Origin of the sequence: Methylibium sp. Pch-M, assembly GCF_004136295.1 — a bacterium.
In the GTDB taxonomy this organism is placed as follows: Bacteria; Pseudomonadota; Gammaproteobacteria; order Burkholderiales; family Burkholderiaceae_C; genus Methylibium; species Methylibium petroleiphilum.
The window spans coordinates 24,584-49,206 of the sequence record NZ_CP029606.1 but is presented as its reverse complement, the minus strand read 5'-3'; the positions used below and the strand labels follow the sequence as shown (position 1 = coordinate 49,206).

23 protein-coding genes and 1 riboswitch are annotated in these 24,623 nt (G+C 70.3%); of the genes, 9 read left to right on the top strand and 14 right to left on the bottom strand.

Features of this window, described 5'->3' with window-relative positions:
• Positions 1-2: 2 nt before the first annotated feature.
• The 12 genes from C1M51_RS00225 to thiC form a co-directional block, all read right to left on the bottom strand.
• A complete protein-coding gene (locus C1M51_RS00225; protein ID WP_242499832.1) occupies positions 3-746 on the bottom strand; it encodes a lipoyl protein ligase domain-containing protein in 744 nt (247 codons plus the stop codon).
• A 19-nt stretch (positions 747-765) separates the two neighbouring features.
• The gene (locus C1M51_RS00220; protein WP_129447717.1) at positions 766-1,881 is read right to left on the bottom strand and encodes an acetoin dehydrogenase dihydrolipoyllysine-residue acetyltransferase subunit; all 1,116 of its coding nucleotides are present in this window, start codon (positions 1,879-1,881) and stop codon (positions 766-768) included.
• A complete protein-coding gene (locus C1M51_RS00215) occupies positions 1,881-2,894 on the bottom strand; it encodes an alpha-ketoacid dehydrogenase subunit beta (protein ID WP_129447716.1) in 1,014 nt (337 codons plus the stop codon). The genes C1M51_RS00220 and C1M51_RS00215 overlap by 1 nt, the downstream gene beginning before the upstream one ends.
• 47 nt (positions 2,895-2,941) lie before the next feature.
• Complete coding sequence (locus C1M51_RS00210; RefSeq protein WP_011829201.1) at positions 2,942-3,928, bottom strand: thiamine pyrophosphate-dependent dehydrogenase E1 component subunit alpha; 987 nt, start codon at positions 3,926-3,928, stop codon at positions 2,942-2,944.
• 15 nt (positions 3,929-3,943) lie between these two features.
• Entirely contained in the window at positions 3,944-4,999 is a 1,056-nt protein-coding gene (locus C1M51_RS00205; RefSeq protein ID WP_129447715.1) for an ATP-NAD kinase family protein, read from the bottom strand.
• A 218-nt stretch (positions 5,000-5,217) separates the two neighbouring features.
• Entirely contained in the window at positions 5,218-5,727 is a 510-nt protein-coding gene (gene tpx, locus C1M51_RS00200) for a thiol peroxidase (RefSeq protein ID WP_129447714.1), read from the bottom strand.
• Positions 5,728-5,818: 91 nt separating this feature from the next.
• Complete coding sequence (locus C1M51_RS00195) at positions 5,819-6,307, bottom strand: DUF1097 domain-containing protein (protein ID WP_165349617.1); 489 nt, start codon at positions 6,305-6,307, stop codon at positions 5,819-5,821.
• 259 nt (positions 6,308-6,566) lie between these two features.
• On the bottom strand, positions 6,567-8,165 hold the full coding sequence (thiD, locus tag C1M51_RS00190; RefSeq protein ID WP_129447712.1) for a bifunctional hydroxymethylpyrimidine kinase/phosphomethylpyrimidine kinase: 1,599 nt from the start codon (positions 8,163-8,165) through the stop codon (positions 6,567-6,569).
• Entirely contained in the window at positions 8,162-9,043 is an 882-nt protein-coding gene (locus C1M51_RS00185; protein WP_129447711.1) for a thiazole synthase, read from the bottom strand. The genes thiD and C1M51_RS00185 overlap by 4 nt, the downstream gene beginning before the upstream one ends.
• A 44-nt stretch (positions 9,044-9,087) precedes the next feature.
• Positions 9,088-9,321, bottom strand: a complete 234-nt coding sequence (gene thiS, locus C1M51_RS00180) for a sulfur carrier protein ThiS (protein ID WP_129447710.1) — start codon at positions 9,319-9,321, stop codon at positions 9,088-9,090.
• Positions 9,318-10,400, bottom strand: a complete 1,083-nt coding sequence (locus tag C1M51_RS00175) for an FAD-dependent oxidoreductase (protein ID WP_129447709.1) — start codon at positions 10,398-10,400, stop codon at positions 9,318-9,320. The genes thiS and C1M51_RS00175 overlap by 4 nt, the downstream gene beginning before the upstream one ends.
• A gap of 5 nt (positions 10,401-10,405) precedes the next feature.
• Positions 10,406-12,292: a phosphomethylpyrimidine synthase ThiC gene (thiC, locus tag C1M51_RS00170; RefSeq protein WP_129447708.1), complete on the bottom strand. Its 1,887-nt coding sequence runs from the start codon at positions 12,290-12,292 to the stop codon at positions 10,406-10,408.
• Between the two features lie 73 nt (positions 12,293-12,365).
• Positions 12,366-12,469: riboswitch (TPP riboswitch) on the bottom strand.
• A 411-nt stretch (positions 12,470-12,880) separates the two neighbouring features.
• On the opposite strand from thiC, the gene C1M51_RS00165 reads away from it, so the two are divergent.
• From C1M51_RS00165 to C1M51_RS00150, 4 genes are all read left to right on the top strand, one after another.
• Positions 12,881-14,881 (top strand): sigma-54-dependent Fis family transcriptional regulator, encoded by a 2,001-nt coding sequence (locus C1M51_RS00165; RefSeq protein WP_129447707.1) that lies wholly within the window; start codon positions 12,881-12,883, stop codon positions 14,879-14,881.
• Between the two features lie 112 nt (positions 14,882-14,993).
• Positions 14,994-15,581 (top strand): polyhydroxyalkanoate synthesis repressor PhaR, encoded by a 588-nt coding sequence (gene phaR / locus C1M51_RS00160; RefSeq protein ID WP_129447706.1) that lies wholly within the window; start codon positions 14,994-14,996, stop codon positions 15,579-15,581.
• Positions 15,582-15,645: 64 nt separating this feature from the next.
• The gene (rimO, locus tag C1M51_RS00155) at positions 15,646-17,061 is read left to right on the top strand and encodes a 30S ribosomal protein S12 methylthiotransferase RimO (RefSeq protein ID WP_242499831.1); all 1,416 of its coding nucleotides are present in this window, start codon (positions 15,646-15,648) and stop codon (positions 17,059-17,061) included.
• 7 nt (positions 17,062-17,068) lie between these two features.
• Positions 17,069-18,268, top strand: a complete 1,200-nt coding sequence (locus C1M51_RS00150; protein ID WP_129447705.1) for a cystathionine beta-lyase — start codon at positions 17,069-17,071, stop codon at positions 18,266-18,268.
• Positions 18,269-18,281: 13 nt separating this feature from the next.
• Here the strand turns inward: C1M51_RS00150 and smpB are convergent, their stop codons facing one another.
• Positions 18,282-18,749: an SsrA-binding protein SmpB gene (gene smpB / locus C1M51_RS00145; protein WP_129447704.1), complete on the bottom strand. Its 468-nt coding sequence runs from the start codon at positions 18,747-18,749 to the stop codon at positions 18,282-18,284.
• A gap of 29 nt (positions 18,750-18,778) precedes the next feature.
• Here smpB and C1M51_RS00140 point away from each other — a divergent pair, with 29 nt between their 5' ends.
• Both C1M51_RS00140 and C1M51_RS00135 read left to right on the top strand, forming a co-directional pair.
• Positions 18,779-19,240, top strand: coding sequence for a type II toxin-antitoxin system RatA family toxin (locus C1M51_RS00140; protein ID WP_011829216.1), 462 nt, complete (start codon positions 18,779-18,781; stop codon positions 19,238-19,240).
• Entirely contained in the window at positions 19,227-19,547 is a 321-nt protein-coding gene (locus tag C1M51_RS00135; protein ID WP_129447703.1) for an RnfH family protein, read from the top strand. The genes C1M51_RS00140 and C1M51_RS00135 overlap by 14 nt, the downstream gene beginning before the upstream one ends.
• Here C1M51_RS00135 and C1M51_RS00130 read toward each other — a convergent pair.
• Positions 19,531-20,028 (bottom strand): DUF4124 domain-containing protein, encoded by a 498-nt coding sequence (locus tag C1M51_RS00130; protein ID WP_129447702.1) that lies wholly within the window; start codon positions 20,026-20,028, stop codon positions 19,531-19,533. The genes C1M51_RS00135 and C1M51_RS00130 overlap by 17 nt on opposite strands.
• Positions 20,029-20,177: 149 nt before the next feature.
• Here C1M51_RS00130 and guaB point away from each other — a divergent pair, with 149 nt between their 5' ends.
• The 3 genes from guaB to guaA all read left to right on the top strand — a co-directional run bounded on the left by guaB (position 20,178) and on the right by guaA (position 24,608).
• Entirely contained in the window at positions 20,178-21,647 is a 1,470-nt protein-coding gene (guaB, locus tag C1M51_RS00125) for an IMP dehydrogenase (protein ID WP_129447701.1), read from the top strand.
• A gap of 75 nt (positions 21,648-21,722) precedes the next feature.
• Entirely contained in the window at positions 21,723-22,979 is a 1,257-nt protein-coding gene (locus C1M51_RS00120; RefSeq protein WP_129447700.1) for an MFS transporter, read from the top strand.
• 24 nt (positions 22,980-23,003) lie between these two features.
• On the top strand, positions 23,004-24,608 hold the full coding sequence (gene guaA, locus C1M51_RS00115) for a glutamine-hydrolyzing GMP synthase (protein WP_129447699.1): 1,605 nt from the start codon (positions 23,004-23,006) through the stop codon (positions 24,606-24,608).
• The last annotated feature ends 15 nt before the right edge of the window (positions 24,609-24,623 follow it).

Here is a 24,623-nt window from a genome sequence, read left to right as displayed (position 1 = left end):
CGTCAGCACAGCACCGTGCTGGAACTGGCGCCCTGTTGCAGCAGCCTCACGACATGCGGCGGCGTGATGCGGCGGCGCGTGCCGCCGGCCGGCACCGGGCCGCCGGAGCCGCGGGCGAGGTTGGTGATGGCGTCGCTGCGGTAGACGCGGTCGCTGCGGATCTCGGCCTCGAAGGCATTCGCATGGCGGGTCAGCGTGTCCAGATCGGCGTCGACCAGCAGGCAGGCGTGGGCGAGCACGATCTGCTCGGACGCGCTGGCGCGCCGCCAGTACTGCGCGGTGCCGGCGACCTTGCGACCGTTCACCGCGAGGTTGTAGCGGCCATCGCAGAACGAGCCCGACACCGCCTGCGGCGTCGCGAGGATGCCGAAGGTGGCTGCACTCGCCTGCAACAGACGGCACAGTGCCGTGTACACCGCATCGGCAGCCGACCCCATGGCGGCGTGGGTACGCCACGCCAGGCTGAGGTTCACCATGCCGGGTCCCTGCGGGACCAGTCCGCCGCCCGAGCAACGCACCTGCACCGGCAGACCTTGCGCCGCGAAACTGGCACAGGCGGCCTCGAAGCGCTCGAAGCGCCTGTAGGAGGCCGGTACCACGAAGCCGGGCGTGGCCTCCCACACGTGCGCCACGGCCACGCCCTCGGCCGCGCGCTGCAGCAGCGCCTGCTCGATGGCCACGCCATCGCTGTCGGCGGGCGCGCCGTCGAGCAGGGTGAACAGGCGCCGTACCGACGGTTCGACCATCGGTGCGGCGTGGTGCGACTCAGCCGCCCACATGCTGCTTGAGCAGCCGGTTGACGTCGTTGGCCCGTTCCATCTGGACCATGTGGCCGGCGTCGTCGAACACCTCCACCGTCGCGCCGGCCGGCGCGTTGCCGGCATGGGCCGCCGGCACCACCTGGTCGTCGCGACCCCAGACCACGAGCACCGGCTTGCCGGTCGACTCGAGCTGCAGACCGGGCTGCGAAGCCTGGCGCCCGGCCGCGAACAGGCCACGACCCAGCGCGGCCAGCACCTCGCTCACGCCGTCGAGGCGCTTGTACTTCAGCACGTCGTCGATCATCTGGCGGCTCACCAGCCCCGGGTCCTTGAACAACTGCTCCAGCACCGGCTTCAGGTCACGCCGCGATGCGGCGTTGGCGAAGCCCTCGGTGTAGCCGTTGTTGATGTCCGGGCCGAGGCCGGCGCTGGCGATCAGGCTCAGCGAGGCCACGCGCTTCGGGTGCGACAACGCCAGTTGGGAGGCGATCGCGCCGCCCATCGAGTGGCCGACCACGTGCGCCTGCGCCACATCGATCACGGCCATGAAGCGCGCCACGAAGTCCGCCAGCGCCTCGAGGCTCGCGCCCGGCAGCTTGGCGTCCGACTGGCCGTGACCCGGCAGGTCGAGCGCGATCACCGGGCTCTTCTCGCCGACGGCGTCGATGTTGAACAGCCAGTTGTCCAGGTCGCCGCCATAGCCGTGGATGAACAGCACCGGGGTGCCGTCTTCCGCCCCCTTGCGGGCGTAGCGGATGCGGGTGCCGTCGACATCGGCGTACAGGTAGGCCGGGCCGGCGCTGGCTTCGTCGTCCTCGTCGGCCGCGGGCATCACGTAGGACGCGATGTAGGCGTCGATGTCGGCATCGCTGACGTCGCTGCCGCCCATCACGCCGAGCAGCGCCTTCACCGGCAGCAGTTCGCCATCGCTGGCCACCTTGCGGCGCAGCACGCCGGGGTCCGGCGCCTCGACCGCGTTGGCGATCTTGTCGGTTTCCACGTCGAGGATGGGCGTGCCCACCTCGATCTCGTCACCCACGTCGACCAGCCAGGCGACGACGGTGCCTTCTGACATCGACAGGCCCCACTTGGGCATGACGATGGGAGTGATGCCGGACATCAGTGCTTTCCTTTCATGGTGCGACGCACCGCGTCGGCGACCTGGGCGGCCGACGGAATGTAGAGATCCTCGAGGGTCGGGGAGAAGGGCACCGGCACGTGCGGCGGCGACACCAGTTCGATCTGGGCCTTGAGCGCGCCGAAGGCCTGCATCGCGACCTGGGCCGACACGTCGGTGCCGATGTTGCAGCGCGGGCTTGCCTCGTCGACGCAGATCAGGCGGCCGGTCTTCGTGACGCTGTCGAGCACGGTGTCCATGTCGATCGGCGACAGCGAACGCAGGTCGACGATCTCGACCTCGACGCCTTCCTTGGCCAGCGTGGCGGCGGCGTCGAGCGAGCGGTGCACCATCAACCCGTAGGTCACGATGGTGGCGTGCTTGCCTTCGCGCACCACGTTCGCCTCGCCGAACGGGATCGCGTACGAGGCCTCGGGCACCTCGCCCTCGAGGCCGTAGAGGTTCTTGTGCTCGCAGAAGATCACCGGGTCGTTGTCGCGGATCGCCTGGATCAGCATGCCCTTGGTGTCGTACGGCGTGCTCGGGCACACCACCTTCAGGCCGGGGATGTGCGTGAACAGCGGCGTCAGCATCTGGCTGTGCTGGGCGGCGGCGCGGAAGCCCGCGCCGACCATCGCGCGGATCACCACCGGCGTCTCGGCCTTGCCGCCGAACATATAGCGGAACTTGGCGGCCTGGTTGAAGATCTGGTCGAAGCACACGCCCATGAAGTCGATGAACATCAGTTCGGCGACCGGACGCATGCCGCAGGCGGCCGCACCGACGGCCGCGCCGACGTAGGCGCTCTCGGACAGCGGCGTGTCCATCAGGCGGTCGCCGTGCTTGGCGTACAGGCCCTTGGTCACGCCGAGCACGCCGCCCCACGCGTCCATCTCGCCCTGGCCGCCGGCGCCGCCGACGATGTCCTCGCCGAGCACGATCACCGAGGGGTCGCGCGTCATTTCCTGATCAAGCGCCTCGTTGATCGCCTGCTTCATGCTGATTTTTCTGGCCATGAAATGTCTCCTGGGTCTGTTCGGGTGTCTTGTGGTGTGCGCGCGCTTCAGTAGGACACGTACACGTCGGTCAGCAGGTCGGCGGCGGTGGGCAGCGGGGCGGCCTTGGCCTGCTTCACCGCGTCCTCGATCAGTGCGGCCACTTCCTTGTCGATCGCCTCGAGTTCCGCAGCGCTGATGACGCCAGCCTTCGTGACATGCGCCTTGAACTTCAGCAGGCAGTCCTGGTTGGTGCGGATGTCGTCGAGCTCGCCCGGCGCGCGGTAGGTCTGCGCGTCGCCCTCGAAGTGGCCGTAGAAGCGGACCATCTTCACTTCGAGCAGCGACGGGCCACCGCCTTCGCGGGCGCGCTTGATCACCTCGCCGGCGGCCTCGTAGACCGCGAAGAAGTCGGTGCCGTCCACCGTGATGCCGGGCATGCCGAAGCCGGAGGCGCGGTCCACGTAGCTGTCCACCGCGGTGCCGTAGTCGCGCGAGGTCGACTCGGCGTAGCCGTTGTTCTCGACGACGAAGATCACCGGCAGGGTCCACACCGCGGCCAGGTTCAGGCTCTCGAGGAAGGTGCCCTGGTTGGAGGCGCCGTCACCGACGAAGCAGATGCCGACCTCGTTCTTCTTGCGGAACTTGGCGGCCAGCGCCGCGCCGCAGATCAGCGGTGCGCCGGCGCCGAGGATGCCGTTGGCGCCCATCATGCCCTTGGACAGGTCGGCGATGTGCATCGAGCCGCCCTTGCCGTTGCCGCAGCCACCCTTCTTGCCGTAGATCTCCTTCATCATCGCGACGACGTCCACGCCCTTGGCGATGCAGTGGCCGTGGCCGCGGTGCGTGGAGGCGATGCGGTCACCGTCACCCAGGTGGCTCATGATGCCCACGCCGCCTGCCTCTTCGCCGGCATACAGGTGCACGAAGCCGGGGATGTCGCCGCGGCCGAAGTCCACGTGCAGTCGTTCCTCGAAATCACGGATCGTGCGCATCGAGCGATAGCAATTCAGCAGCGCTTCCTTGCTCAGAGGGAACGGGTTCTTGCCTGCCATGGTGTTGTCTCCTATCTAGGCTGGGTGGGTCATGAGGCGGAACAGGCCTTCGCTCGCAGCGAGCTGCATGCAACGGGCCACGTCCACCGTGGGGAAAGCGTTCTCGCGCAGCGTGATCTCCACGCGGTCGCCGGTGTCGAAGGTCAGCTCGCGCTCGCCGTCGAGCGCCACCACGCCGGCGTCGAGCGCCACGGCGAAGGGCTGGCCGGCCGGCATGGCTTCCCAGTGCGCGATGCCGACCGGACGCACCATGCCCGGCGCGATCGGCGCCAGCAGCTGGAGCTTGCGCGTCGCGGGGTCTTCGCTGAGCTGGATGGCCAGACCGCCCGGGTCGCGCCGGCCGACCGGGTGCAGCAGCCCGCCGATGGCGGACAGGCCGATCGCCTGCGGTTCGGCGAAGGTCAGGTAGGCAGCGGCCAGGCTCTCGGTCTTCCAGACCGCGCGCGCGCCGATGAAGCGGTCGGTCGAGATCACCGCGTCGACCAGCGCGATGTCACGCCGCTCGCCCTCGTTGATCGACACCTCGAGCACCTTGTTCGGCATCAGCGCCTGCGCGTCGCTCAACTGGCCCGACGCATAGAGACCGACCGCGATGCCGGTGATGGTCGACTCGCGCATCTCGGGGAAGGCGTTGTTGGTGCCGGTGGACAACCCGGCGATCGGGATGTCGGCGCATTCGCGCACCACCGCGCGGTGCGTGCCGTCGCCGCCGAGCACGACGATCGCCCGCACGCCGGCCTGGCGCATCAGGCGCGCCGCGGTGAAGGTGTCGTTCACCGTGGTCGTGGGTTCCATGTCCACGAACTCGAGCTCCGGGAAGGCGTGGTGCATCTCGTGCTCGCGCTTGAGGTTGCGCGTCAGCATGGCGCGGATGCCGCCGTTGTCCGGCATCATCAGAACCTTCTTCACGCCCATCGCGCCGGCCGCGCTCATCACGCGCATCACGATGCTCACGCGATCGGTGATCTGCAGGTTGCCGGCGTTCGCGATGATGCGGCGGATATCGCGCGCCGACACCGGGTTGGCGATGATGCCGATGCAGGGTGCCGAGCTCGCTCCGGGAGCGGTCATGCGGGAGTCTCCAGATTTCGTTATGCGGCTGTCAGCGCAAGCCGCGTGCCATGCCGGGGGCGCCGCGGCGAATCGGGCTGCAGGCCGCGCCGATGCTGGATTCGCCCTACGGCAGTGCGATCGGGCGCGGACGCTGCGGCGTCGCAGCGAGACAGGTGTGACAGGCTCGATGCGACAGCCGTCGCGCCGACGCATCGGTCGCGCCCGGCGGTTGCGGATCAGCAGCTTCGGCTCAGCGCGGCGGCGGCCAGCGCGTAGTCGGGTTCGTCGGTGATCTCGCGCACCAGCTGCGCGTGCAGCACGCGGTTGTGGCCGTCGAGGACCAGCACCGCGCGCGCGGTCAGGCCCTTGAGCGGGCCGCTGACGATGTCGACGCCGTAGGCACGCGCGAAATGCGGGCTGCGGAACAGCGACAGCGCGACCACGCGGTCGAGCTGGGCCGCGTCGATGCGGCTCTGCGTGGCGAATGGCAGGTCGTGCGAGATCGACAGCACCACGGTGCCGGGGGCCTGGCGCGCGTGGTCGTTGAAGCGGCGCAGCGACGCCGCGCAGGTCGGCATCTCCAGGCTGGGCACGATGTTGAGCAGCTTGCGCTGCATGCCGAACTGCTCGAGGCCGACGTCGACCAGGTCCTTGCCGGTCAGCGTGAACTTGGGCGCCTCGTGGCCGACCACCGGCAGGTGGCCTTCGGTGTAGACGGGGGTGCCCTTGAGGGTCAGGCGCGTCACGGGCGGTCTCCAGGGGGGGCCGGGAAGCCGCAGCGGCCGGCACGCCGTCGTGCCGCCGCTGCGGATCGTCATCGTGCGATGCCGGCGTGGTTCAGGCCGGCGCCTTGGCGGTCATCGCCTGGCCCACGCGCTCCGAGATCAGCCCCATCACGGCGCCGCAGACGATGGACACCAGCACCCAGCCCAGCTTGCCGTCGAGCGGCGCGCCGGCACCGAAGAACGATGCCGCGCCGATGAAGGCACCGGGGATGAAGCTGAACAGGTCCACTTTCGACAGCTGGCACAGCGCCCAGCCCAGCACCGCGAGCAGCAGGCTGAAGATCAGCAGGCCCACGCCCTGCACGCCGCCGCCGAGCTGGCCGTTGAGCCAGACGATCGCCGCCGAGATCAGCGTGCCGGCGAAGGCGCTGGCGATCGCCTTCACGAGCCCGGCCTTGCCGCCGCCGGCGGCGTAGAACGAGGCCCAGGTGAGGAAGGTGATCCAGGTCATCACCTTGGGCTCCAGGTAGCCGAGCGTGGCGAAGCACCAGATGCCGACCCAGAGGCCGACGCTGAGCGAGATCGCGTTCAATGCATTCATGTGGTTTGTCTCCTTGGGGTGGATGCACTCGTTCGTCGACCCGCGGGGGCGCGGGCCGCACCTGTCTGTTCGCAGGCGGGCTGAAGGTGCAATCGCCATGCCCGTGGCTGGCGCGACAACAGCCCCGGGCGAGAGGCGCGCGTTCGTGGTGGCGTCGCCACAATCTCGGCCTCGCGGGCGGCCCGCCGCGGCGCACCGCGGGCCGGTGTCGCACCCGCGCATCGGTGCGAGACACACCTGTCGCAGCGACGCCCGTCGCTCAGGAGGGCCGGGGTGCGACGCTCAGGGTGAGTGAGGGGTGCGGCAGGGCGGGCACCGGCGCCGGCGTGGGGGCCTGCCAGCCGGCGTGCAGCGCGCGCTGCAGCGACGGCAGCACGCGCGCCGGGTCGTCGCCCAGCACGCGGACCGCACACACGCCGTCGGCGCCGCAGTGTGCAGCGGCTTCCACCCGCTCGGGCGTCAGGATGCCGCCGATCGCGACCACCGGCCGGCCGGCCATGGCGCACCACCAGGCCAGGTTGTCCAGGCCCTGGGGCCGCCACGGCATGGCCTTGGTCAGCGTGGGCCAGACCGGGCCGCAGGCGACGTAGCGGGGCGCCAGCGCGCGGGCGCGCGCCAGCTCCCACAGGCTGTGCGAGCTGATGCCGAGCGCGAGCCCGCTGGCGCGCAGCCGCGCCCGGCCCTCGTCGCCCAGCGCCAGCAGGTCCTCCTGGCCCAGGTGCACGCCGGAGGCCCCCAGTTCGGCGGCGAGCTGCCAGTGGTCGTTGACGAACAGCGCGGCGCCGGTCTCGCGCGCTGCGGCGATGCCGCGCTGCAGGGTGGCGCGCAACGCGGGCTGCCACCCGGTGTCGGGGACGGCCGGCGTCTTGAGGCGCAGCTGCAGCGTGCGGACGCCGGCGGCCAGCACCTGCTCCGCACGCGCGGCGCTGTCGACGATGGCGTAGAGGCCGAGCGTGGCGGGCGGTGCCTCGGGCTCCGCAGCCGGCGCGAACACCGGCGCAGCGCCCCACGACAGCCAGGGCATCAGGCTCGGATCGCTGGCGAACCCGGCCGCGGCCCGCACCGGCCCGCGGCCCGCGCCGGCCGGGTGAGCGTGGCGCAGCGCGTGGCCGGTCGCCATCTTGGCCAGCACCAGCGCGTCGGCCGGCACGAAGCCGAGCGCCAGGGCGGCCGCCGCGCTGCTGGCGAAGGTGCAGCCGCTGCCGTGGTGGTGTGGCGTGGCGATGCGCGGCGCGGCGAGCCAGCCGTCGGCCTGCTCGGTGGCCATCCAGTCCAGCACGCGGCCGTCGAGGTCGGCGGCATCGCCGCCGGTGATGCAGACCGCCTGCGCGCCGCGGCGCCGCAGCGCCAGCGCCTGCGCTGGCAGGCCGGCCGTGCCGGCCTCGGGCTGGCCCAGCAGCGCGGCCGCCTCGCGGCGGTTGGGGGTGATCAGCGTCGCGCGGGGCAGCAGCAGCTCGCGATAGGCGGCCAGCGTGTCGGGGTCGGCGAAGGCGGCGCCACTGCTGGCCGCCAGCACCGGGTCGACCACCAGCGCGACCGGCTGGCGGCGCCGCAGCCGGTCGATCCAGTGCGCGACCCGCCGAACGTGCTCGACGCCACCGAGCAGCCCGGTCTTCACCACCTGCGGCGGCAGGTCGTCGGCCAGCGCCTCCAGTTGCGCCTCGAGCGCGGGTGGCGGGAGCCGCTCGATGCGCGTGACCGCGAGCGAGTTCTGCGCGGTGACGGCCGACACCACCGGGCAGAGGTGCACGCCGAAGGCGTCGGCCGCACGCTGGTCGGCGCCGAGGCCGGCGCCGCCGCCGCTGTCGGTGCCGGCGATGCTCCAGACCACCGGACGGGTCGTGCGCTCCGCCGTCATGGCGCGTCCGCCCGCAGCACGGCCGCGCCGGCCGGCGGGTCCGGCAGCGTGAAGGGCTGGCCGCTGACCGGCGTGCTGGCGACGGCGAAGTCCTGGCGGGCCATGACGCCGGCGCGCCAGGCGGCGCGGCCGGCCTCGATGGCCAGGCGGAAGGCGCGCGCCATCGCCACCGGCTCGCGGGCGTGCGCGACGGCGGAGTTGAGCAGCACCGCGTCGAAGCCCAGCTCCAGCGCCTGCGCGGCATGCGAGGGCGCGCCGAGCCCGGCGTCGATGATCAGAGTGGCGTCCGGCAGGCGTTCGCGCAGCGTGCGCAGTGCGAACGGATTCAGCAGGCCCTGGCCCGAGCCGATCGGCGCGCCCCAGGGCATCAGCAGCGGGCAGCCGGCGTCGAGCAGGCGGCGGCAGGTGACGAGGTCGTCCGTGCAGTAGGGAAACACGGTGAAGCCGTCGCGCACCAGCTGGGAGGCCGCCGCCAGCAGCTCGAACGGGTCGGGCTGCAGCGTGTGCTCGTCGCCCACCACCTCGAGCTTGAGCCACGGCGTGTCGTAGAGCTCGCGCGCCATGTGCGCCAGTTGCACGGCCTCGCGCGCGGTGCGGCAGCCGGCGGTGTTGGGCAGCAGGCGCGCGCCGGTGTCGCGCAGCGTCTGGCGGATGGTGGCGATGTAGCCGTTGTCGCCGGCCGCCGCGAGCGTGCGCTTGAGACCCACGGTGACCACCTGCGTGCGCGCCGCCCGCAGCGCGCCCTGCAGCACGGCCGGGGAAGGGTAGCCGGCGGTACCGAGCAGGAAGCGGCTGTGCAGCCGCACGCGGCCCACGTGCCAGGGGTCTTCGTCGGCCCTGTCGGCGGGCGCGGAGGCGGCCAGGGTTGCTTGGAGCATGGGGAGGTCCTCGTGGGAAAACGTCGTGCGGGGGGTCGATCGGCTCAACCGCCGACGATGGGCTGGAACAGCAGGATCTCGTCGCCGTCCTGCAGCACGTGGCCGGCGCGCAGGGCACGGGCGACGAACTCGCCGTTGACGGCGGTGGTGATGGCCTCGGGCGCGTGACCGAGCAGGCGCAGCAGGTCGGCCAGCGTGCTGCCGCGTGCGAGCCGGCAGCCGCGGCCTTCGAGGTGCACCGTGACCATCGCGTCCTCGTGCGACGGCGGACCGCTCATCGCTCGATCCCCGGTCCGGGCAGCGCGGCGTCGGCACGCAGCCGCGCCCAGGCGGCCAGCGCGTCCTCCACCAGCGCCGGCGCCAGCAGCCAGCCGTGGCGGAACAGGCCGTTGACGGCCACCCGCTGCGGCGTGACGTCGATGTGCGGCCGGTTGTCGGGCAGCGCCGGGCGCAGGTTGCGGTCGAGCCGCAGGATGCGTGACTCGGCCAGCGCCGGCATCACGCTGTGCGCGGCGGCCATCAGCTCGACGGCGCTGCGCAGCGACATCGGCGAGCGGTCCTCGCTCTCGATCTCGGTCGCGCCCAGCAGCACGATGTCGCCGGGCCGCGGCACCAGGTAGACGCGGTGCCGCGGGTGCAGCAGCCGCACCGGCCGCAGCAGGCCGTGGCCGGGGGCGTGCAGCCACACGGTCTCGCCGCGCACGCCGCGCAGCGGCAGCGTCGGCCGCGCGCCGAGGCCGCGCACGTCGAACACCGTGTCGAAGCGCCGCCAGCCGGACTCGGCGCCGTCGACCTGCAGCGCGCCGTCATGCAGCGTGCCGACGCGGCAGCCCCAGTGCCATTGCACGCCGGGGGCATGGTGGTAGAGCGCGAACATCGCCTTCACCGGTTCGATCTGCGCCTCGCCAGGCAGCAGCCAGGCGTGGCCGGGCGGCTGCAGCGCGGGTTCCATGTCGGCCAGCTGCGCGGCCGACAGGGGCGACGCGTCGGCTCCGGGGACGGCCGACAGGCGCGCCAGCACGCGCTGCGCGGTGGCGAGGTCGTTGCGGTGCGCGAGCAGCAGGCTGCCGAGCTGGCCGAAGGCGGGCGGGTCGGGCAGTGCGGCGACGATGTCGCGCCACAGCGAAATGGAACGCCAGCCGAGCGTCGCGATGTCCGGGCCGGCGTTGTCGAGTTCCGCCAGCGGGCTGAGCATGCCGGCCGCGCTGAAGGCCGCGGCGCCCTGGCCGTCGAAGCGCGGCTGCGGGCCGGGCGCCGGGTCGAACACGCTGACGCGGTGGCCGGCGCGCGCCAGCCGCCAGGCCAGCAACCGGCCCAGCAGGCCGGCGCCGGCGATGCCGAGATCGAGCAAGGGCATGGCGCTCAGCCCTTGTCGATGGCCAGCGGGATGTAGATCTCGCCGCCGGCCTGCCGGAACTGGCTCGACTTCTCGGCCATGCCGGCGCCCAGCGCCTGCGCCTCGCTGACGCCGCGCTGCGCGGCGTAGTCGCGCACCTCCTGGGTGATCTTCATCGAGCAGAACTTGGGCCCGCACATCGAGCAGAAGTGCGCCACCTTGCTGGCGTCCTTGGGCAGGGTCTCGTCGTGGAAGTCGCGTGCGGTGTCGGGGTCCAGCGAGAGGTTGAACTGGTCCATCCAGCGGAACTCGAAGCGTGCCTTGGACAGCGCGTCGTCGCGGGCTCGGGCGCCGGGATGGCCCTTGGCGACGTCGGCCGCGTGCGCGGCGATCTTGTAGGCTACGATGCCCTGCTTCACGTCCTCGCGGTCGGGCAGGCCCAGGTGTTCCTTGGGCGTCACGTAGCACAGCATCGCGGTACCGTACCAGCCGATCATGGCCGCACCGATGGCGCTGGCGATGTGGTCGTAGCCGGGCGCGATGTCGATCGTCAGCGGGCCCAGCGTGTAGAACGGCGCCTCGTGGCAGTGCTTGAGCTGCTCGTCCATGTTGGCCTGGATCATGTGCATCGGCACGTGGCCCGGGCCTTCGATCATGGTCTGCACGTCGTGCTTCCAGGCCACCCGGGTCAGCTCGCCCAGCGTGCGCAGTTCGGCGAACTGGGCCTCGTCGTTGGCATCGGCGGCCGATCCGGGGCGCAGGCCGTCGCCGAGCGAGAAGCTCACGTCGTAGGCCTTCATGATGTCGCAGATGTCCTCGAAGTGCTCGTAGATGAAGCTCTCTCGGTGATGCGAGATGCACCACTTGGCCATGATCGAGCCGCCGCGCGAGACGATGCCGGTGCGGCGGTCCGCGGTGAGGTGGACGAAGGGCAGGCGCACGCCGGCGTGGATGGTGAAGTAGTCGACGCCTTGCTCGGCCTGCTCGATCAGCGTGTCGCGGAAGATGGCCCAGGTGAGGTCCTCGGCCACGCCGCCCACCTTCTCGAGCGCCTGGTAGATCGGCACGGTGCCGATCGGCACCGGCGAGTTGCGCAGGATCCAGTCGCGCGTGGTGTGGATGTTGCGGCCGGTGGAGAGGTCCATCACGTTGTCGGCGCCCCAGCGGATCGCCCACACCAGCTTTTCCACCTCTTCCTCGATGCTCGACGTGACCGCCGAGTTGCCGATGTTGGCGTTGATCTTGACGAGGAAGTTGCGGCCGATCGCCATCGGCTCCACCTCGGGGTGGTTGATGTTGGCCGGGATGATGGCGCGGCCGCGCGCCACTTCGTCGCGAACGAACTCGGGCGTCACGATCGCCGGGATCTGCGCACCCATCGGGTTGCCGCGCAGGCGCTGCTCGCGCGCGGCGTCGCCGAGGTACTCGCGCATCCACTCACGCTTGCCGTTCTCGCGCAGCGCCACGTACTCCATCTCGGGCGTGACGATGCCGCGGCGCGCGTAGTGCATCTGCGTGACGTTGGCGCCAGCCTTGGCACGGCGCGGCGGGCGCTGCAGCGCCGCGGCGTCGAGGCGCAACTGCTCGATGCGCTGGACCTCGCGGTCCTCGTGCTTCGCGCCGTCGTCCAGCGCCTGGTGCAGCCGGCCGGCATAGACCTCGGTGTCGGCCCGCTCGTCGAGCCAGGGCGTGCGCACGCTGGGCAGGCCGCGCCTCACGTCGATCGCGACGCCGGGCTCGGTGTACGGGCCCGAGGTGTCGTACAGCGAGACGGTCTCGCCGTTGGACAGCGTCACTTCGCGCATCGGTACGCGCAGGTCGCTGCGCGAGCCTTGCACGTAGGTCTTGCGCGAGGAGGGGAAGGGCTCGCGTGTCAGCGAGAGCAGGGTGGCGAGCTTGTCGGGGGCGTTCATCGTGGGCTCCTTCGTGAGAATGATTGCTCCGAAGGTCGCCCCATGAGGACGCCCACCCGGGAAGGGGTGACGCCGCTGGAGTGAGAGCTCTTCTTCCGCCGGTACTAACCGGTTCAAGTTCGCGGGTTCGGATCACCGTCTCAGCACGCAGAACTGCGTGCACCCCGGAGCAGTGGTCATTGTGGAAGGTGGCGGGAATGACTGTCAATGCACAGCCGCGATGAATTTCGGTCGAACCGTTTTCACGCGCTCGAACGCGATGCGACATCTGTCGCAGGCCAGGGTCTGCGTGCGACAGATGTCGCAGGCTCTGCGCGCGTGGAGACGGCTTGGCGTCAGCTCCGCGCAGGAGAACGAGCGCGACGCGGCCGTGGGTGCCGGTGGGCATGCCGCGTGCTAAGGCAGGGGCGGTCGCTGCAGCGCGTGCAGCGGCCGCCGGTGTGTCCGGGACGCGCCTTTCGCGTGGCGCGCCCCATGAATCCCGGGGGTTTCCGCTGTGGCACAGCCCATGGCGATCGGGCGATCATCGAACAACAAGAAGAACTTCAGCCATCGGGAGTAGACGGCAGAAGCCATCGGAGGTGACGAATGATTTCTGAGCGCACGCAGCACATCGACAACGTGGTGTCGGTTGTCACCAACCCCATCGACGAGGCGTCCGAGAAGAGCCGCGTCTACAAGTCCTGGGCCCGCTGCGTCAACGACTACGGGCTCGATCCTGCTCGGCCGACGCCGGCGCGCATCCTGCCGTCGCAGGAGGTGCGCGAGCACCAGCAGCAGATCGAGGAGTTCCTGCGCGTCGCCCGCTCCGGCATGGAAGACATGTACCGCCGCGTGGCCGACCTCGGCTACATGCTGCTGCTGACCGACGCCGCCGGCATCACCGTCGACTACATCGGCAATCCGGCGTGGGACAGCGAGCTGCGCGCCGCCGGCCTCTACCTCGGCGCAGATTGGAACGAGGCTCACGCCGGCACCTGTGGCGTCGGCACCTGCCTGATCGAGCAGACCCCGATCACCTGTCACCAGGCCGAACACTTCGACGCGACGCACATCGGACTGACCTGCACCACCGCGCCGCTGTTCGACCCGAACGGCAAGCTGCTGGCCGTGTTCGACGTGTCGGCGCTGCGCTCGCCGCGCGCCAAGGACAGCCAGCACCTCGTGTTCCATCTCACGTCGATGTACGCGCAGATGATCGAGGACGCGAACTTCCTGCGCCACTTCCGCAAGAACTGGATCCTGCGTCTCGGCAAGTCCTGCGGCCTGGTCGACGTGTCCGGCGACACCATGCTGGCGTTCGACGACGACGGCCTGATCGTCGGTGCCAATACCGGCGCGCGCGCCAAGCTGTGGCCGTCGGCGCGCGGCCGTCAGGGCGGCGCGCTGGTCGGTCGCTCGCTGTCGGAGGTGTTTGCCACGCCGATGGAGGCCATCTGGCGCATCGCGCGGGCCGGCACGGGCCTGGACGTGTCGGTCACCTGCTCGGAGCCGCGTGAGCACTACTACGCCACGGTGGTCGCGCCGCGCGAGAAGGGCTCGCTGACCTCGCTGCTGGCGGACCGGCCGGTCGCAGTGTCGACCGTGGCCCGCTCGGCCGACAGTTTTCCGGCGCTGGACCGGCTGGCCGGTGGCGACCCGGCGATGGACCGCCTGCTGGTTCAGGCCAAGCGCCTGGTGGACCGCAAGGTCAACATCCTGATCCATGGCGAAACCGGCTCCGGCAAGGAGGTGTTCGCCAAGGCGCTGCACGAATCGAGTTCGCGCGCTCGCATGCCTTTCATCGCGGTCAATTGCGCGTCGATCCCCGAGTCGCTGATCGAGAGCGAGCTGTTCGGCTACACGCCGGGCAGCTTCACCGGCGGCAAGAGCAAGGGCATGAAGGGACTGATCCTGCAGGCCCACGGCGGCACGCTGTTCCTCGACGAGATCGGCGACATGCCGCTGCACCTGCAGACGCGCTTCCTGCGCGTGCTGTCGGAGTCGGAAGTGCTGCCTCTGGGTGCGGAGCGGCCGATCCCGGTCGACTTCACCGTCGTCGCCGCGACCCACCGCGACCTGCGTGACCGCGTGGCCGCGGGCACCTTCCGCGAAGACCTCTACTACCGCCTGTGCGGCGCGACGATGTCTCTGCCGGCGCTGCGCGAGCGCGCCGACAAGCGCTACCTGATCGAGTCGGTGTTCAACGACGAGGCCAAGGGCCTGACCGAGCATGCCGGCATTTCCGCCGAAGCGATGGAATTGCTGCTGACCTACAGCTGGCCGGGCAACATCCGCGAGTTGCGCAACGTGCTGCGCTTCGCGCTGGCGATCAGCGGCGACGGACCGGTGACGGTCGACGACCTGCCGCAGGAGATCGGCATGCAGCGCCTGGGTCATGGCCGGCCGCTGCAGTTGCAGGCGAGGCTGGGCGACGAAGGTATCGCGATGGCCGCGGGCGTTGACGACATCGACGCGGAGCGGCTGCTCAGCTCGCTCAAGCGCAACAAGTGGAACATCACGCTGGCCTCGCAGGATCTGAAGGTCTGCCGGGCCACGGTCTATCGGCAGATGAAGCGCTTCAAGATCACGCCGCCGAACCACCAGTAGTGCGCCGGGGGACCGCCCACTGCACTGAAGTTGCTGCGGCGCGGCGGGAAAACCCTCCGGAGCCGCTGGTGCCCGCCTCCTAGAATGGGAATCCTTCTCAGGAGAGGATCCCATGACGCAAGCGAAAGTCCGGTCCCCGCGCAGCACGACGGCGCCGGCCGAAGAAGCCCCGGACGCCGGCAGCCTTCGGGTTCTGAAGAAGTACCCGAACCGCCGCTTGTACGACACCCAGACCAGCGGCTACATCACGCTGGCCGACGTGCGGCAGATGGTCCTCGACAACGAGAGCTTCGTCGTGCGCGACGCCAAGACCGGCGAGGACCTGACCCGCAGCATCCTGCTGCAGATCATCCTGGAGGCCGAGACCGGCGGCATGCCGATGTTCACGACGCCGGTGCTGGCCCACATCATCCGTCTGTACGGCCACACGATGCAGGGGCTGCTGGGTTCCTACCTCGAGAAGAACATCCAGGCCTTCACCGAGATGCAGAGCCGCTTCGCCGAACAGTCCGGGCTGAGCACCGGCAAGGCCTACAGCCCCGAGCTGTGGGCGCAGTTCATGAACGTGCAGGCGCCGATGATGCAGGGCCTGATGAGCAGCTACCTGGACCAGTCGAAGAACCTGTTCGTGCAGATGCAGGAGCAGATGCACAAGCAGACCGAGAGCCTGTTCTCGGCGACCACCGGCGCAAAGAAGTAGCCGCCACCGGCCTGCCTCGGCCCTCCGCGACGGCAGGTCGACCTGGATCGGCGAAAATCCGCCGATGACCCAGACTGCTGATGCGGCATCGACCGCCCTGACCTCGGGCGACGCCGCCTCCCGCAACATCCCCAAGATCGGCTTCGTCTCGCTCGGTTGCCCCAAGGCGCTGACCGATTCGGAGCTCATCCTCACGCAACTGCGTGCCGAGGGTTACGACACCTCGAAGAGCTTCGCCGGTGCCGATCTGGTGATCGTCAACACCTGCGGCTTCATCGACGACGCGGTGAAGGAGAGCCTCGACACCATCGGCGAGGCGCTGGCCGAGAACGGCCGGGTCATCGTCACCGGCTGCCTGGGCGCGAAGGCAGGCGAGGGCGGCGGCAATCTGGTGCGCCAGATGCACCCGAGCGTGCTGGCGGTGACCGGGCCGCACGCGACACAGGAGGTGATGGACGCCGTGCACGTGCACGTGCCCAAGCCGCACGATCCCTTCGTCGACCTGGTGCCGGCCTATGGCGTGAAGCTCACGCCCAAGCACTACGCCTACCTGAAGATCAGCGAAGGCTGCAACCATCGCTGCAGCTTCTGCATCATCCCCAGCATGCGCGGCGACCTGGTGTCGCGGCCGATCGGCGATGTACTGAACGAGGCGCGCGCGCTGTTCGAGTCGGGTGTGAAGGAGCTGCTGGTGATCAGCCAGGACACCTCGGCCTACGGCGTCGACGTGAAGTACCGCACCGGCTTCTGGGACGGCAAGCCGGTGAAGACGCGCATGACCGACCTGGTGGAGCGCCTCGGCGAGCTCGCCGAGCCTTTCGGCGCGTGGGTGCGGCTGCACTACGTCTATCCGTACCCGCACGTCGACGAGATCCTGCCGATGATGGCCGCCGGCCGCGTGCTGCCCTACCTGGACGTGCCCTTCCAGCATGCGCACCCCGACGTGCTCAAGCGCATGAAGCGGCCCGCCAACGGCGAGAAGAACCTCGAGCGCCTGCAGCGCTGGCGCGAGGCCTGCCCGCAGATCGTGGTGCGCTCGACCTTCATCGCCGGCTTCCCCGGCGAGACCGAGGCCGAATTCGAGCACCTGCTCGACTTCATGCGTGAGGCCCGCATCGACCGCGCCGGCTGCTTTGCCTACTCCCCGGTCGAGGGCGCGAGCGCGAACGCGCTGGCGGGCGCCTTGCCCGAGGCCGTGCGCGAGGAGCGCCGGGCGCGCTTCATGGCGGTGGCCGAGGCGGTGTCGGCCGACAAGCTGCGCGAGCGCGTCGGCGCCGAGATGCAGGTGCTGATCGACGCCGCGCCGGCGCTCGGCAAGAAGGGCGGCCGAGGCCGCAGCTATGCCGACGCACCCGAGATCGACGGCGTGGTGCACCTGCTGCCGCCGCAGAAGGCCTCCAAGCAGTTGCGCGTGGGCGAGTTCACACGCGCCCGCATCGTCGGCACCCAGGGCCACGATCTCGTGGGCCAACCGCTGTGAGTCGCGCATGAGCGGCGGCAGCGACGACGGACGGCACGGGGACGATCCGCTTACCACCGGCCTGATCCACCACCGCTACGAGCCGCCGGCCGGCTTCGGCGCGGTGCCGCCGGCGGTGCACAAGGCCTCGACGGTGATCTTCCGCAACGTGGCGGCCCTGCGCGCGCGCAGCTGGAAGGAAAAGACCGGCTACACCTATGGCCTGCACGGCACGCCGACCACCTTCACGCTCGAGGAACGCATCGCGACGCTCGAGGGCGGGCGCCGGACCCTGCTGGCGCCGAGCGGGCTCGCGGCGATCGTGCTGGTGAACCTGGCCCTGCTGAAGTCGGGCGATGAGGTGCTGCTGCCGACCAATGCCTACGGCCCCGGCAAGGAACTGGCGCGGCAGGAGCTGGCGCGCCTCGGGATCACGCACCGGCTGTACGACCCGCTGGACGCCGCGGCATTGGCCGGGATGATCGGGCCGCAGACGAAGCTCGTCTGGCTCGAGGCCGCGGGATCGGTGACGATGGAGTTCCCCGACCTGGCCGGCCTGGTGGCGGCCTGCCGGGCGCGCGGCGTGACGACCGCGCTCGACAACACCTGGGGCGCCGGCGTCGCCTTCGCGCCCTTCGAGCAGGGCGTCGACATCTCGGTGCACGCGCTGACCAAGTACCCGTCGGGTGGCGGCGACGTGCTGATGGGCTCGGTGACGACACGCGACGAGACGCTGCACCAGCGCCTGACGATGACGCACATGCACCTCGGCCTGGGCGTCGGTGCGAACGACGTGGAGTTCGTGCTGCGCTCGCTGCCGACGCTCGCGCTGCGCTATGCCGCGCACGACGCCGCCGCACGCCGGCTGGCGGCGTGGTGGCAGACCCGGCCCGAGGTGGTGCAGGTGCTGCACCCGGCGCTGGCCGGCGCACCCGGCCATGCGCACTGGGCCGCCAGCTGCCGCGCCGCGGCGGGGCTGTTCTCGGTGGTGTTCGATGCGCGCTTCACGCAGCCGCAGGTCGACGCCTTCGTCGACGCGTTGCGGCTGTTCAGGATCGGCTATTCCTGGGGCGGGCCGATGAGCCTGGCGGTGCCCTACGACCTGACCGTGCTGCGCGGACCGGCCGCGGCGGGGCAGGGCACGCTGGTGCGTTTCGCGGTCGGGCTGGAGGCCGTGGAGGATCTGCAGGCCGACCTCGAACAGGCCCTGGCCGCACTGCCGCCCTGAGGCGTCGTGACGCTCACGTGTCCTTGCGGGGACTGCTGATCTTGTGCCGCATCAACTGGCCTTTCTCCCGCTCCCAGTCGCGCTTCTTCTCGGTCTCGCGCTTGTCGTGCAGGTCCTTGCCCTTGGCGAGGGCGATGTCGGCCTTCACGCGCCCGCCCTTGTAGTGCAGGTTCAGCGGCACGAGCGTGTAGCCCTTCTGCTCGACCTTGCCGACCAGACGACGGATCTCGTCCTTCTTCATCAGCAGCTTCTTGGTCCGATCGGCCTGCGGGTGGACGTGGGTCGACGCGGTGCGCAGCGGGTTGATGCGGCAGCCGATCAGGAACAGCTCGCCGTCCTTGATGACGACGTAGCCATCGGTCAGCTGCACCTGGCCGGCGCGGATGGCCTTCACTTCCCAGCCTTCGAGCACCATGCCGGCCTCGAACTGCTCCTCGATGGTGTAGTTGAAGCGGGCCTTCTTGTTGTCTGCGATGGCCATGAAGCCTCTCAATAGAATCGCTTCATTGTATGAAGCACGTCAAGAAGTCCGTTCTGCTGTGGTACTCGGCGCAGGAGATGTACGCGCTCGTCACCGACGTGCCGGCCTATCCGCAGTTCCTGCCGTGGTGCGACCGCACCGAGGTGCTCGAATCGACCGAGCACGGCATGACGGCCCGCCTGCATCTGGCCTACCACGGCGTCCGCCACGCTTTCACCACCCGCAACGAGCACCAGGCCGGCCGGTCGGTCGTGGTCTCGCTGGTCGACGGGCCGTTCTCGCAGCTGGAGGGCGTGTGGCAGTTCGTGCCGCTGGGCGCCCCGGCCGACGACAGCGCGGCGCCGCGGGCCTGCCGCGTCGAGCTCGACCTGCGCTATGCCTTCAGCAGCCTCGCGCTGGAAGCGGTGGTGAGCCCGGTGTTCGATCGCATCGCCAACACGCTGGTCGACTCCTTCGTCAAGCGCGCCGAGCAGGTGCATGGGCCGCGCTGACGGTCGGCCCTTGCGGGTGGAGGTGGCCTACAGCCCTCGCGGGCGCGCGGTCGATCTGAGCGAGCTGGTGCTGGCCGAGGGCTGCACCGCGCTGCAGGCCCTGCAGGCGAGCGGCCTGCTGGCGCGGCATCCGGAAATCGACCTGGCGGTGCTGCGCGTCGGCGTGTGGGGACGGCTGTGTCCGACGGACGAGCGGCTGCGCGAGGGCGATCGGGTGGAGGTCTACCGCCCGCTGACGGTCGATCCGAAGGAAGCGCGGCGCCTGCGTTACCGCCGCCAGCGCAGCCGGCTCAGCGGCACTCGGTGACCATCGCCTGGCGGGTCTGCTCGACCTCGCGGGCACGGGCAGCGTCATCGAGGATCTCGCGCTCGCCCTGGGCGTTGGTGCGGGCGATGCGCTGGCCGCTGTCGAGCGAGCGCATGTAGGTGCGGGCGCGTTCACAGTTCTGCGCCTTCTGCTGGGCGACGCGCGCCTCGTCGGCGCGTTTCTTGGCGGCCTCTTCCTGCTCGGCCTGCTTGCGCTTGGCCTCGAGCGCGGGATCGCTGGCGCTGGCGGCAGCGGCCGGTGCCGACGCCGCACTCGCGGCGGGTTGCACGACCACCGGCGCAGCGCTCAGCGGGCGCTGCAGGATGTCCTTCGCCGGCGTGCCGGAGGGCGGCGGCAGATCGCTGTACTGGACCTGGCCTCGGCCGTCGCGCCACTTCCATTGCGCCTGGGCCGGCAGGCAGGCGACGAGCACGCAGGCGCCGAGCAGGGCGCCGAGCCAGCGGGTGGTGAGTGCGGTCATGGCGCGAGTTTAGCGGTCGCCCCGCGAACGGCCGTGCAGCGCGACGGCAGGGGGCCGGTCGGCGGCGGCAGCGAGCGTGCATTCCTCACGCCGGAACGTCGCGCAGAGCCGCCTCCGTATAATCTGCTTTTGCGACTGGAGCTTTTCCCATGCGCCTTCTCGGCAAAGCACTCACCTTCGACGATGTGTTGCTGGTGCCCGCCTTCTCCCAGGTCCTGCCGCGCGACACCAGCCTGGCGACGCGTCTGTCCCGCAACATCACGTTGAACCTGCCGCTGGCGTCCGCCGCCATGGACACCGTGACCGAGGCGCGCCTCGCGATCGCGCTGGCGCAGGAGGGCGGCATCGGCATCGTCCACAAGAATCTCAGCCCCAAGCAGCAGGCCGCCGAGGTTTCGCGCGTCAAGCGCTACGAGTCGGGACTGCTGCGTGACCCGATCACCATTTCATCGGGTGTTCGGGTCCAGGACGTGATCAACCTGTCGCGCCAGCACGGCATCTCCGGCTTCCCGGTGGTCGACGACGGCAAGGTGGTCGGTATCGTCACGGGCCGCGATCTGCGCTTCGAAACCCGACTGGATGCGCCGGTGCGCGAGATCATGACGCCGCGCGAGCGCCTCGTCTCGGTCAACGAGGGCGCCACGCTCGAGGAAGCCAAGTCGCTGATGCACCGGCACAAGCTCGAGCGCGTGGTGGTGGTGAACGCCGCCAACGAGCTGCGCGGCCTGTTCACGGTGAAGGACATCACCAAGCAGACCAACTTCCCGAACGCCGCGCGCGACGCCCAGGGCAAGCTGAGGGTCGGCGCCGCAGTCGGGGTCGGCGAGGGCACCGAGGAGCGCGTCGAGGCACTGGTGAAGGCCGGCGTCGATGCGATCGTCGTCGACACTGCGCACGGCCACAGCAAGGGCGTGATCGAGCGCGTGCGCTGGGTCAAGAGGCACTATCCGCAGGTCGACGTGATTGGCGGCAACATCGCCACCGGCGAGGCGGCGCTGGCGTTGGCCGAGGCGGGCGCCGACGGCGTGAAGGTCGGCATCGGGCCGGGCTCGATCTGCACCACCCGCATCGTTGCCGGCGTCGGCGTGCCGCAGATCACCGCGATCGACAACGTGGCCACCGCGCTCAAGGGCAGCGGCGTGCCGCTGATCGCCGACGGCGGCATCCGCTACTCCGGCGACATCGCCAAGGCGCTGGCCGCCGGCGCCAACACCGTGATGATGGGGGGCATGTTCGCCGGCACCGAGGAAGCGCCGGGCGAGATCGTGCTGTACCAGGGCCGCAGCTACAAGAGCTACCGCGGCATGGGCTCGATCGGCGCCATGCAGCAGGGCAGCGCCGACCGCTACTTCCAGGACAACACGGGCGCCAACCCGAACGCGGACAAGCTGGTGCCCGAGGGCATCGAAGGCCGGGTGCCCTACAAGGGCTCGGTGATCGCCATCCTGTTCCAGATGGCCGGCGGCCTGCGCGCCTCGATGGGCTACTGCGGCTGCGCCTCGGTGGACGAGATGCGCGAGCGTGCCGAGTTCGTCGAGATCACCTCGGCCGGCATCCGCGAGAGCCACGTGCACGACGTGCAGATCACCAAGGAAGCGCCGAATTACCGCGCCGATTGAACCGACACGGCGGCACGCCGAGGGCGTGTCGATCCGTGGCGCCCGCGCCGACGGCGGGCTGGAAAGACCGAGCCGATGACCTCCCCGCCGCGGGCCCGTGTAGCGGCCATGCCCTTCATCCTGATCACGGTGCTGATCGACATGGTGTCGATCGGCCTGATCATCCCGGTGCTGCCCTTGCTGGTCGGCAGCTTCACCGGCTCGCCCTCCGACACCGCGTTCTGGTTCGGCGTGGTCACGTTCGCCTTCGCGATTGCGAATTTCTTCGGCTCGCCGATCCTCGGCGCGCTGTCCGACCGCTACGGCCGCCGGCCGGTGCTGCTGATCGGCTTCTGCGGCCTGGCGCTCAACTTCTTCTTCACGGCGCTGTCGACGGCGCTGTGGATGCTGATCGCCGTGCGCCTGGTCGGCGGGGCAATGCAGGCGAACGCCGCGGTCGCCAACGCCTACGTCGCCGACATCACGCCGCCCGATCAGCGGGCACGGCGCTTCGGCCTGCTGGGGGCGATGTTCGGCCTGGGCTTCATCCTCGGGCCGGTGCTGGGCGGGTTGCTCGGCGCGATCGACCTGCACCTGCCGTTCTACGTGGCGGGCTCGCTGGCGCTGGTGAACTGCCTGTACGGCTGGCTGGTGCTGCCCGAGTCGCTGCCGGCCGAGCGCCGGCGCGAGATCGACTGGAAGCGCGCCAACCCGTTCAGCGCGCTCCGGGACCTGGCCGGTCTGAAGGGCGTGGGCTCGCTGGTGGCGGTGCTGGCGCTGTCGGGCCTGGTGCAGTTCACGTTGCACATCACCTGGGTGCTGTACACGACCTACAAGTTCGGCTGGGGACCGCTGGAGAACGGCTGGTCGCTGTTCGCGGTCGGGTTGATGTCGGCGCTGGTGCAGGGCATGCTGCTGGGGCGGCTGCTCAAGCGCTTCAGCGCGCAGCGGCTCGCGGTGACCGGCCTGGTGTCGTCGAGTCTGGCCTATCTCTGCTGGGGCCTCGCGACCGAGGGCTGGATGATGTACGTGGTGATCGCGTGCAACGTACTGGGCTTCGGCGTCACGGCCTGCCTGCAGAGCGTCGTGTCGAACGCCGCCGACCCGCGCACTCAGGGGCAGACGATGGGCGCGGTGTCGTCATTGAACAGCCTGATGGCCGTGGTGGCGCCGCTGATCGGCGCGCCGCTGCTCGGCCTGGTGTCGCACCTGCCGCAGGGCGACTGGCGCATCGGTGCGCCCTACTACTTCTGCGCCGCGCTGCAGGCCATGGCCATGCTGCTGGCGCTGCGGCATTTCCGTGCGCAGCGCGGGCTGCGCGCGGCGGCTGTCGCGACCGAATCTCCCGTCTGATCGAACCGTCTCGAGCCCTCCACCATGCACGACAAGATCCTCATCCTCGACTTCGGCTCCCAGGTCACGCAGCTGATCGCGCGGCGCGTGCGCGAGGCGCATGTGTACTGCGAGATCCACCCGAACGACGTGTCGGACGCGTTCATCCGCGAGTTCGCGCCGAAGGGCATCATCCTGTCGGGCAGCCATGCCAGTACCTACGAGGACCACGACCTGCGCGCGCCGCAGGCGGTGTGGGAGCTGGGCGTGCCGGTGCTCGGCATCTGCTACGGCATGTTCACGATGGTGGTGCAGCAGGGCGGCGAGGTCGAGGCCAGCGCGCACCGCGAGTTCGGCTACGCCGAGGTGAGGGCGCATGGTCACACCCGGCTGCTGCAGGGCATCGAGGACTTCAGCACCCCCGAGGGCCACGGCATGCTGAAGGTGTGGATGAGCCACGGCGACAAGGTCACCAAGCTGCCGCCCGGCTTCAAGCTGATGGCCAGCACGCCGAGCTGCCCGATCGCCGGCATGGCCGACGAATCGCGCGGCTACTACGCGGTGCAGTTCCACCCCGAGGTCACGCACACGGTCCAGGGGCGCGCGCTGCTGGAGCGCTTCGTGCTCGAGATCGCGCAGGCGCAGCCCGACTGGGTGATGAAGGATCACGTCGCCGAGGCGGTGGCGGCGATCCGCGCGCAGGTGGGCGACGAGGAGGTGATCCTCGGCCTGTCGGGTGGCGTGGACTCCAGCGTGGCGGCGGCGCTGATCCACCGCGCCATCGGCGATCGGCTGACCTGCGTGTTCGTCGATCATGGCCTGCTGCGCCTGAACGAGGGCGACATGGTCATGGAGATGTTCGCCGGCAAGCTGCACGCGAAGGTGGTTCGCGTCGACGCCAGCGAGCTCTTCATGCGCGAACTCGCCGGCGTGGCCGACCCCGAGGCCAAGCGCAAGATCATCGGCCGGCTGTTCGTCGACGTCTTCAAGGCCGAGGCCGCGAAGCTCAAGGCCAGCGGGGCGGGGCACCGCGGCGCGACCTTCCTCGCGCAGGGCACGATCTACCCGGACGTCATCGAGTCGGGCGGCGCCAAGACCAAGAAGGCGACCACGATCAAGAGCCACCACAACGTCGGCGGCCTGCCCGAGCAGCTCGGCCTGAAGCTGCTGGAGCCGCTGCGCGACCTGTTCAAGGACGAGGTGCGCGAGCTCGGCGTGGCCCTGGGCCTGCCGCACGACATGGTCTACCGCCACCCCTTCCCGGGGCCGGGCCTGGGCGTGCGCATCCTCGGCGAGGTGAAGAAGGACTACGCCGACCTGCTGCGGCGCGCCGACGCGATCTTCATCGAGGAACTGCGCAACACCCGCGACCCGGCGAGCGGCAAGACCTGGTACGAGCTCACCAGCCAGGCCTTCGCCGTCTTCCTGCCGGTCAAGAGCGTGGGCGTGATGGGCGACGGCCGCACCTACGACTACGTGGTGGCGCTGCGCGCGGTGCAGACCAGCGACTTCATGACGGCCGACTGGGCCGAGCTGCCGTATGCGCTGCTCAAGCGCACCTCGGGCCGCATCATCAACGAGGTGCGCGGCATCAACCGCGTGACCTACGATGTGAGCAGCAAGCCGCCGGCGACGATCGAGTGGGAGTGAGCCGCTCCTTCGCGC

Bases quoted from the DNA above. Each gene is read 5' to 3' on its own strand.
- C1M51_RS00210 (WP_011829201.1), bottom strand. From the start codon at position 3,928: ATGGCAGGCAAGAACCCGTTCCCTCTGAGCAAGGAAGCGCTGCTGAAT.
- thiS (WP_129447710.1), bottom strand. From the start codon at position 9,321: ATGAGCGGTCCGCCGTCGCACGAGGACGCGATGGTCACGGTGCACCTC.
- C1M51_RS00130 (WP_129447702.1), bottom strand. From the start codon at position 20,028: ATGACCGCACTCACCACCCGCTGGCTCGGCGCCCTGCTCGGCGCCTGC.
- C1M51_RS00195 (WP_165349617.1), bottom strand. From the start codon at position 6,307: ATGAATGCATTGAACGCGATCTCGCTCAGCGTCGGCCTCTGGGTCGGC.
- C1M51_RS00220 (WP_129447717.1), bottom strand. From the start codon at position 1,881: ATGTCCGGCATCACTCCCATCGTCATGCCCAAGTGGGGCCTGTCGATG.
- guaA (WP_129447699.1), top strand. From the start codon at position 23,004: ATGCACGACAAGATCCTCATCCTCGACTTCGGCTCCCAGGTCACGCAG.
- smpB (WP_129447704.1), bottom strand. From the start codon at position 18,749: ATGGCCATCGCAGACAACAAGAAGGCCCGCTTCAACTACACCATCGAG.
- phaR (WP_129447706.1), top strand. From the start codon at position 14,994: ATGACGCAAGCGAAAGTCCGGTCCCCGCGCAGCACGACGGCGCCGGCC.
- C1M51_RS00175 (WP_129447709.1), bottom strand. From the start codon at position 10,400: ATGCCCTTGCTCGATCTCGGCATCGCCGGCGCCGGCCTGCTGGGCCGG.
- C1M51_RS00150 (WP_129447705.1), top strand. From the start codon at position 17,069: ATGAGCGGCGGCAGCGACGACGGACGGCACGGGGACGATCCGCTTACC.
- C1M51_RS00215 (WP_129447716.1), bottom strand. From the start codon at position 2,894: ATGGCCAGAAAAATCAGCATGAAGCAGGCGATCAACGAGGCGCTTGAT.
- C1M51_RS00205 (WP_129447715.1), bottom strand. From the start codon at position 4,999: ATGACCGCTCCCGGAGCGAGCTCGGCACCCTGCATCGGCATCATCGCC.
- thiC (WP_129447708.1), bottom strand. From the start codon at position 12,292: ATGAACGCCCCCGACAAGCTCGCCACCCTGCTCTCGCTGACACGCGAG.
- C1M51_RS00165 (WP_129447707.1), top strand. From the start codon at position 12,881: ATGATTTCTGAGCGCACGCAGCACATCGACAACGTGGTGTCGGTTGTC.
- C1M51_RS00225 (WP_242499832.1), bottom strand. From the start codon at position 746: ATGGTCGAACCGTCGGTACGGCGCCTGTTCACCCTGCTCGACGGCGCG.
- C1M51_RS00140 (WP_011829216.1), top strand. From the start codon at position 18,779: ATGAAGCACGTCAAGAAGTCCGTTCTGCTGTGGTACTCGGCGCAGGAG.
- C1M51_RS00120 (WP_129447700.1), top strand. From the start codon at position 21,723: ATGACCTCCCCGCCGCGGGCCCGTGTAGCGGCCATGCCCTTCATCCTG.
- guaB (WP_129447701.1), top strand. From the start codon at position 20,178: ATGCGCCTTCTCGGCAAAGCACTCACCTTCGACGATGTGTTGCTGGTG.
- rimO (WP_242499831.1), top strand. From the start codon at position 15,646: ATGACCCAGACTGCTGATGCGGCATCGACCGCCCTGACCTCGGGCGAC.
- C1M51_RS00185 (WP_129447711.1), bottom strand. From the start codon at position 9,043: ATGCTCCAAGCAACCCTGGCCGCCTCCGCGCCCGCCGACAGGGCCGAC.
- thiD (WP_129447712.1), bottom strand. From the start codon at position 8,165: ATGACGGCGGAGCGCACGACCCGTCCGGTGGTCTGGAGCATCGCCGGC.
- C1M51_RS00135 (WP_129447703.1), top strand. From the start codon at position 19,227: ATGGGCCGCGCTGACGGTCGGCCCTTGCGGGTGGAGGTGGCCTACAGC.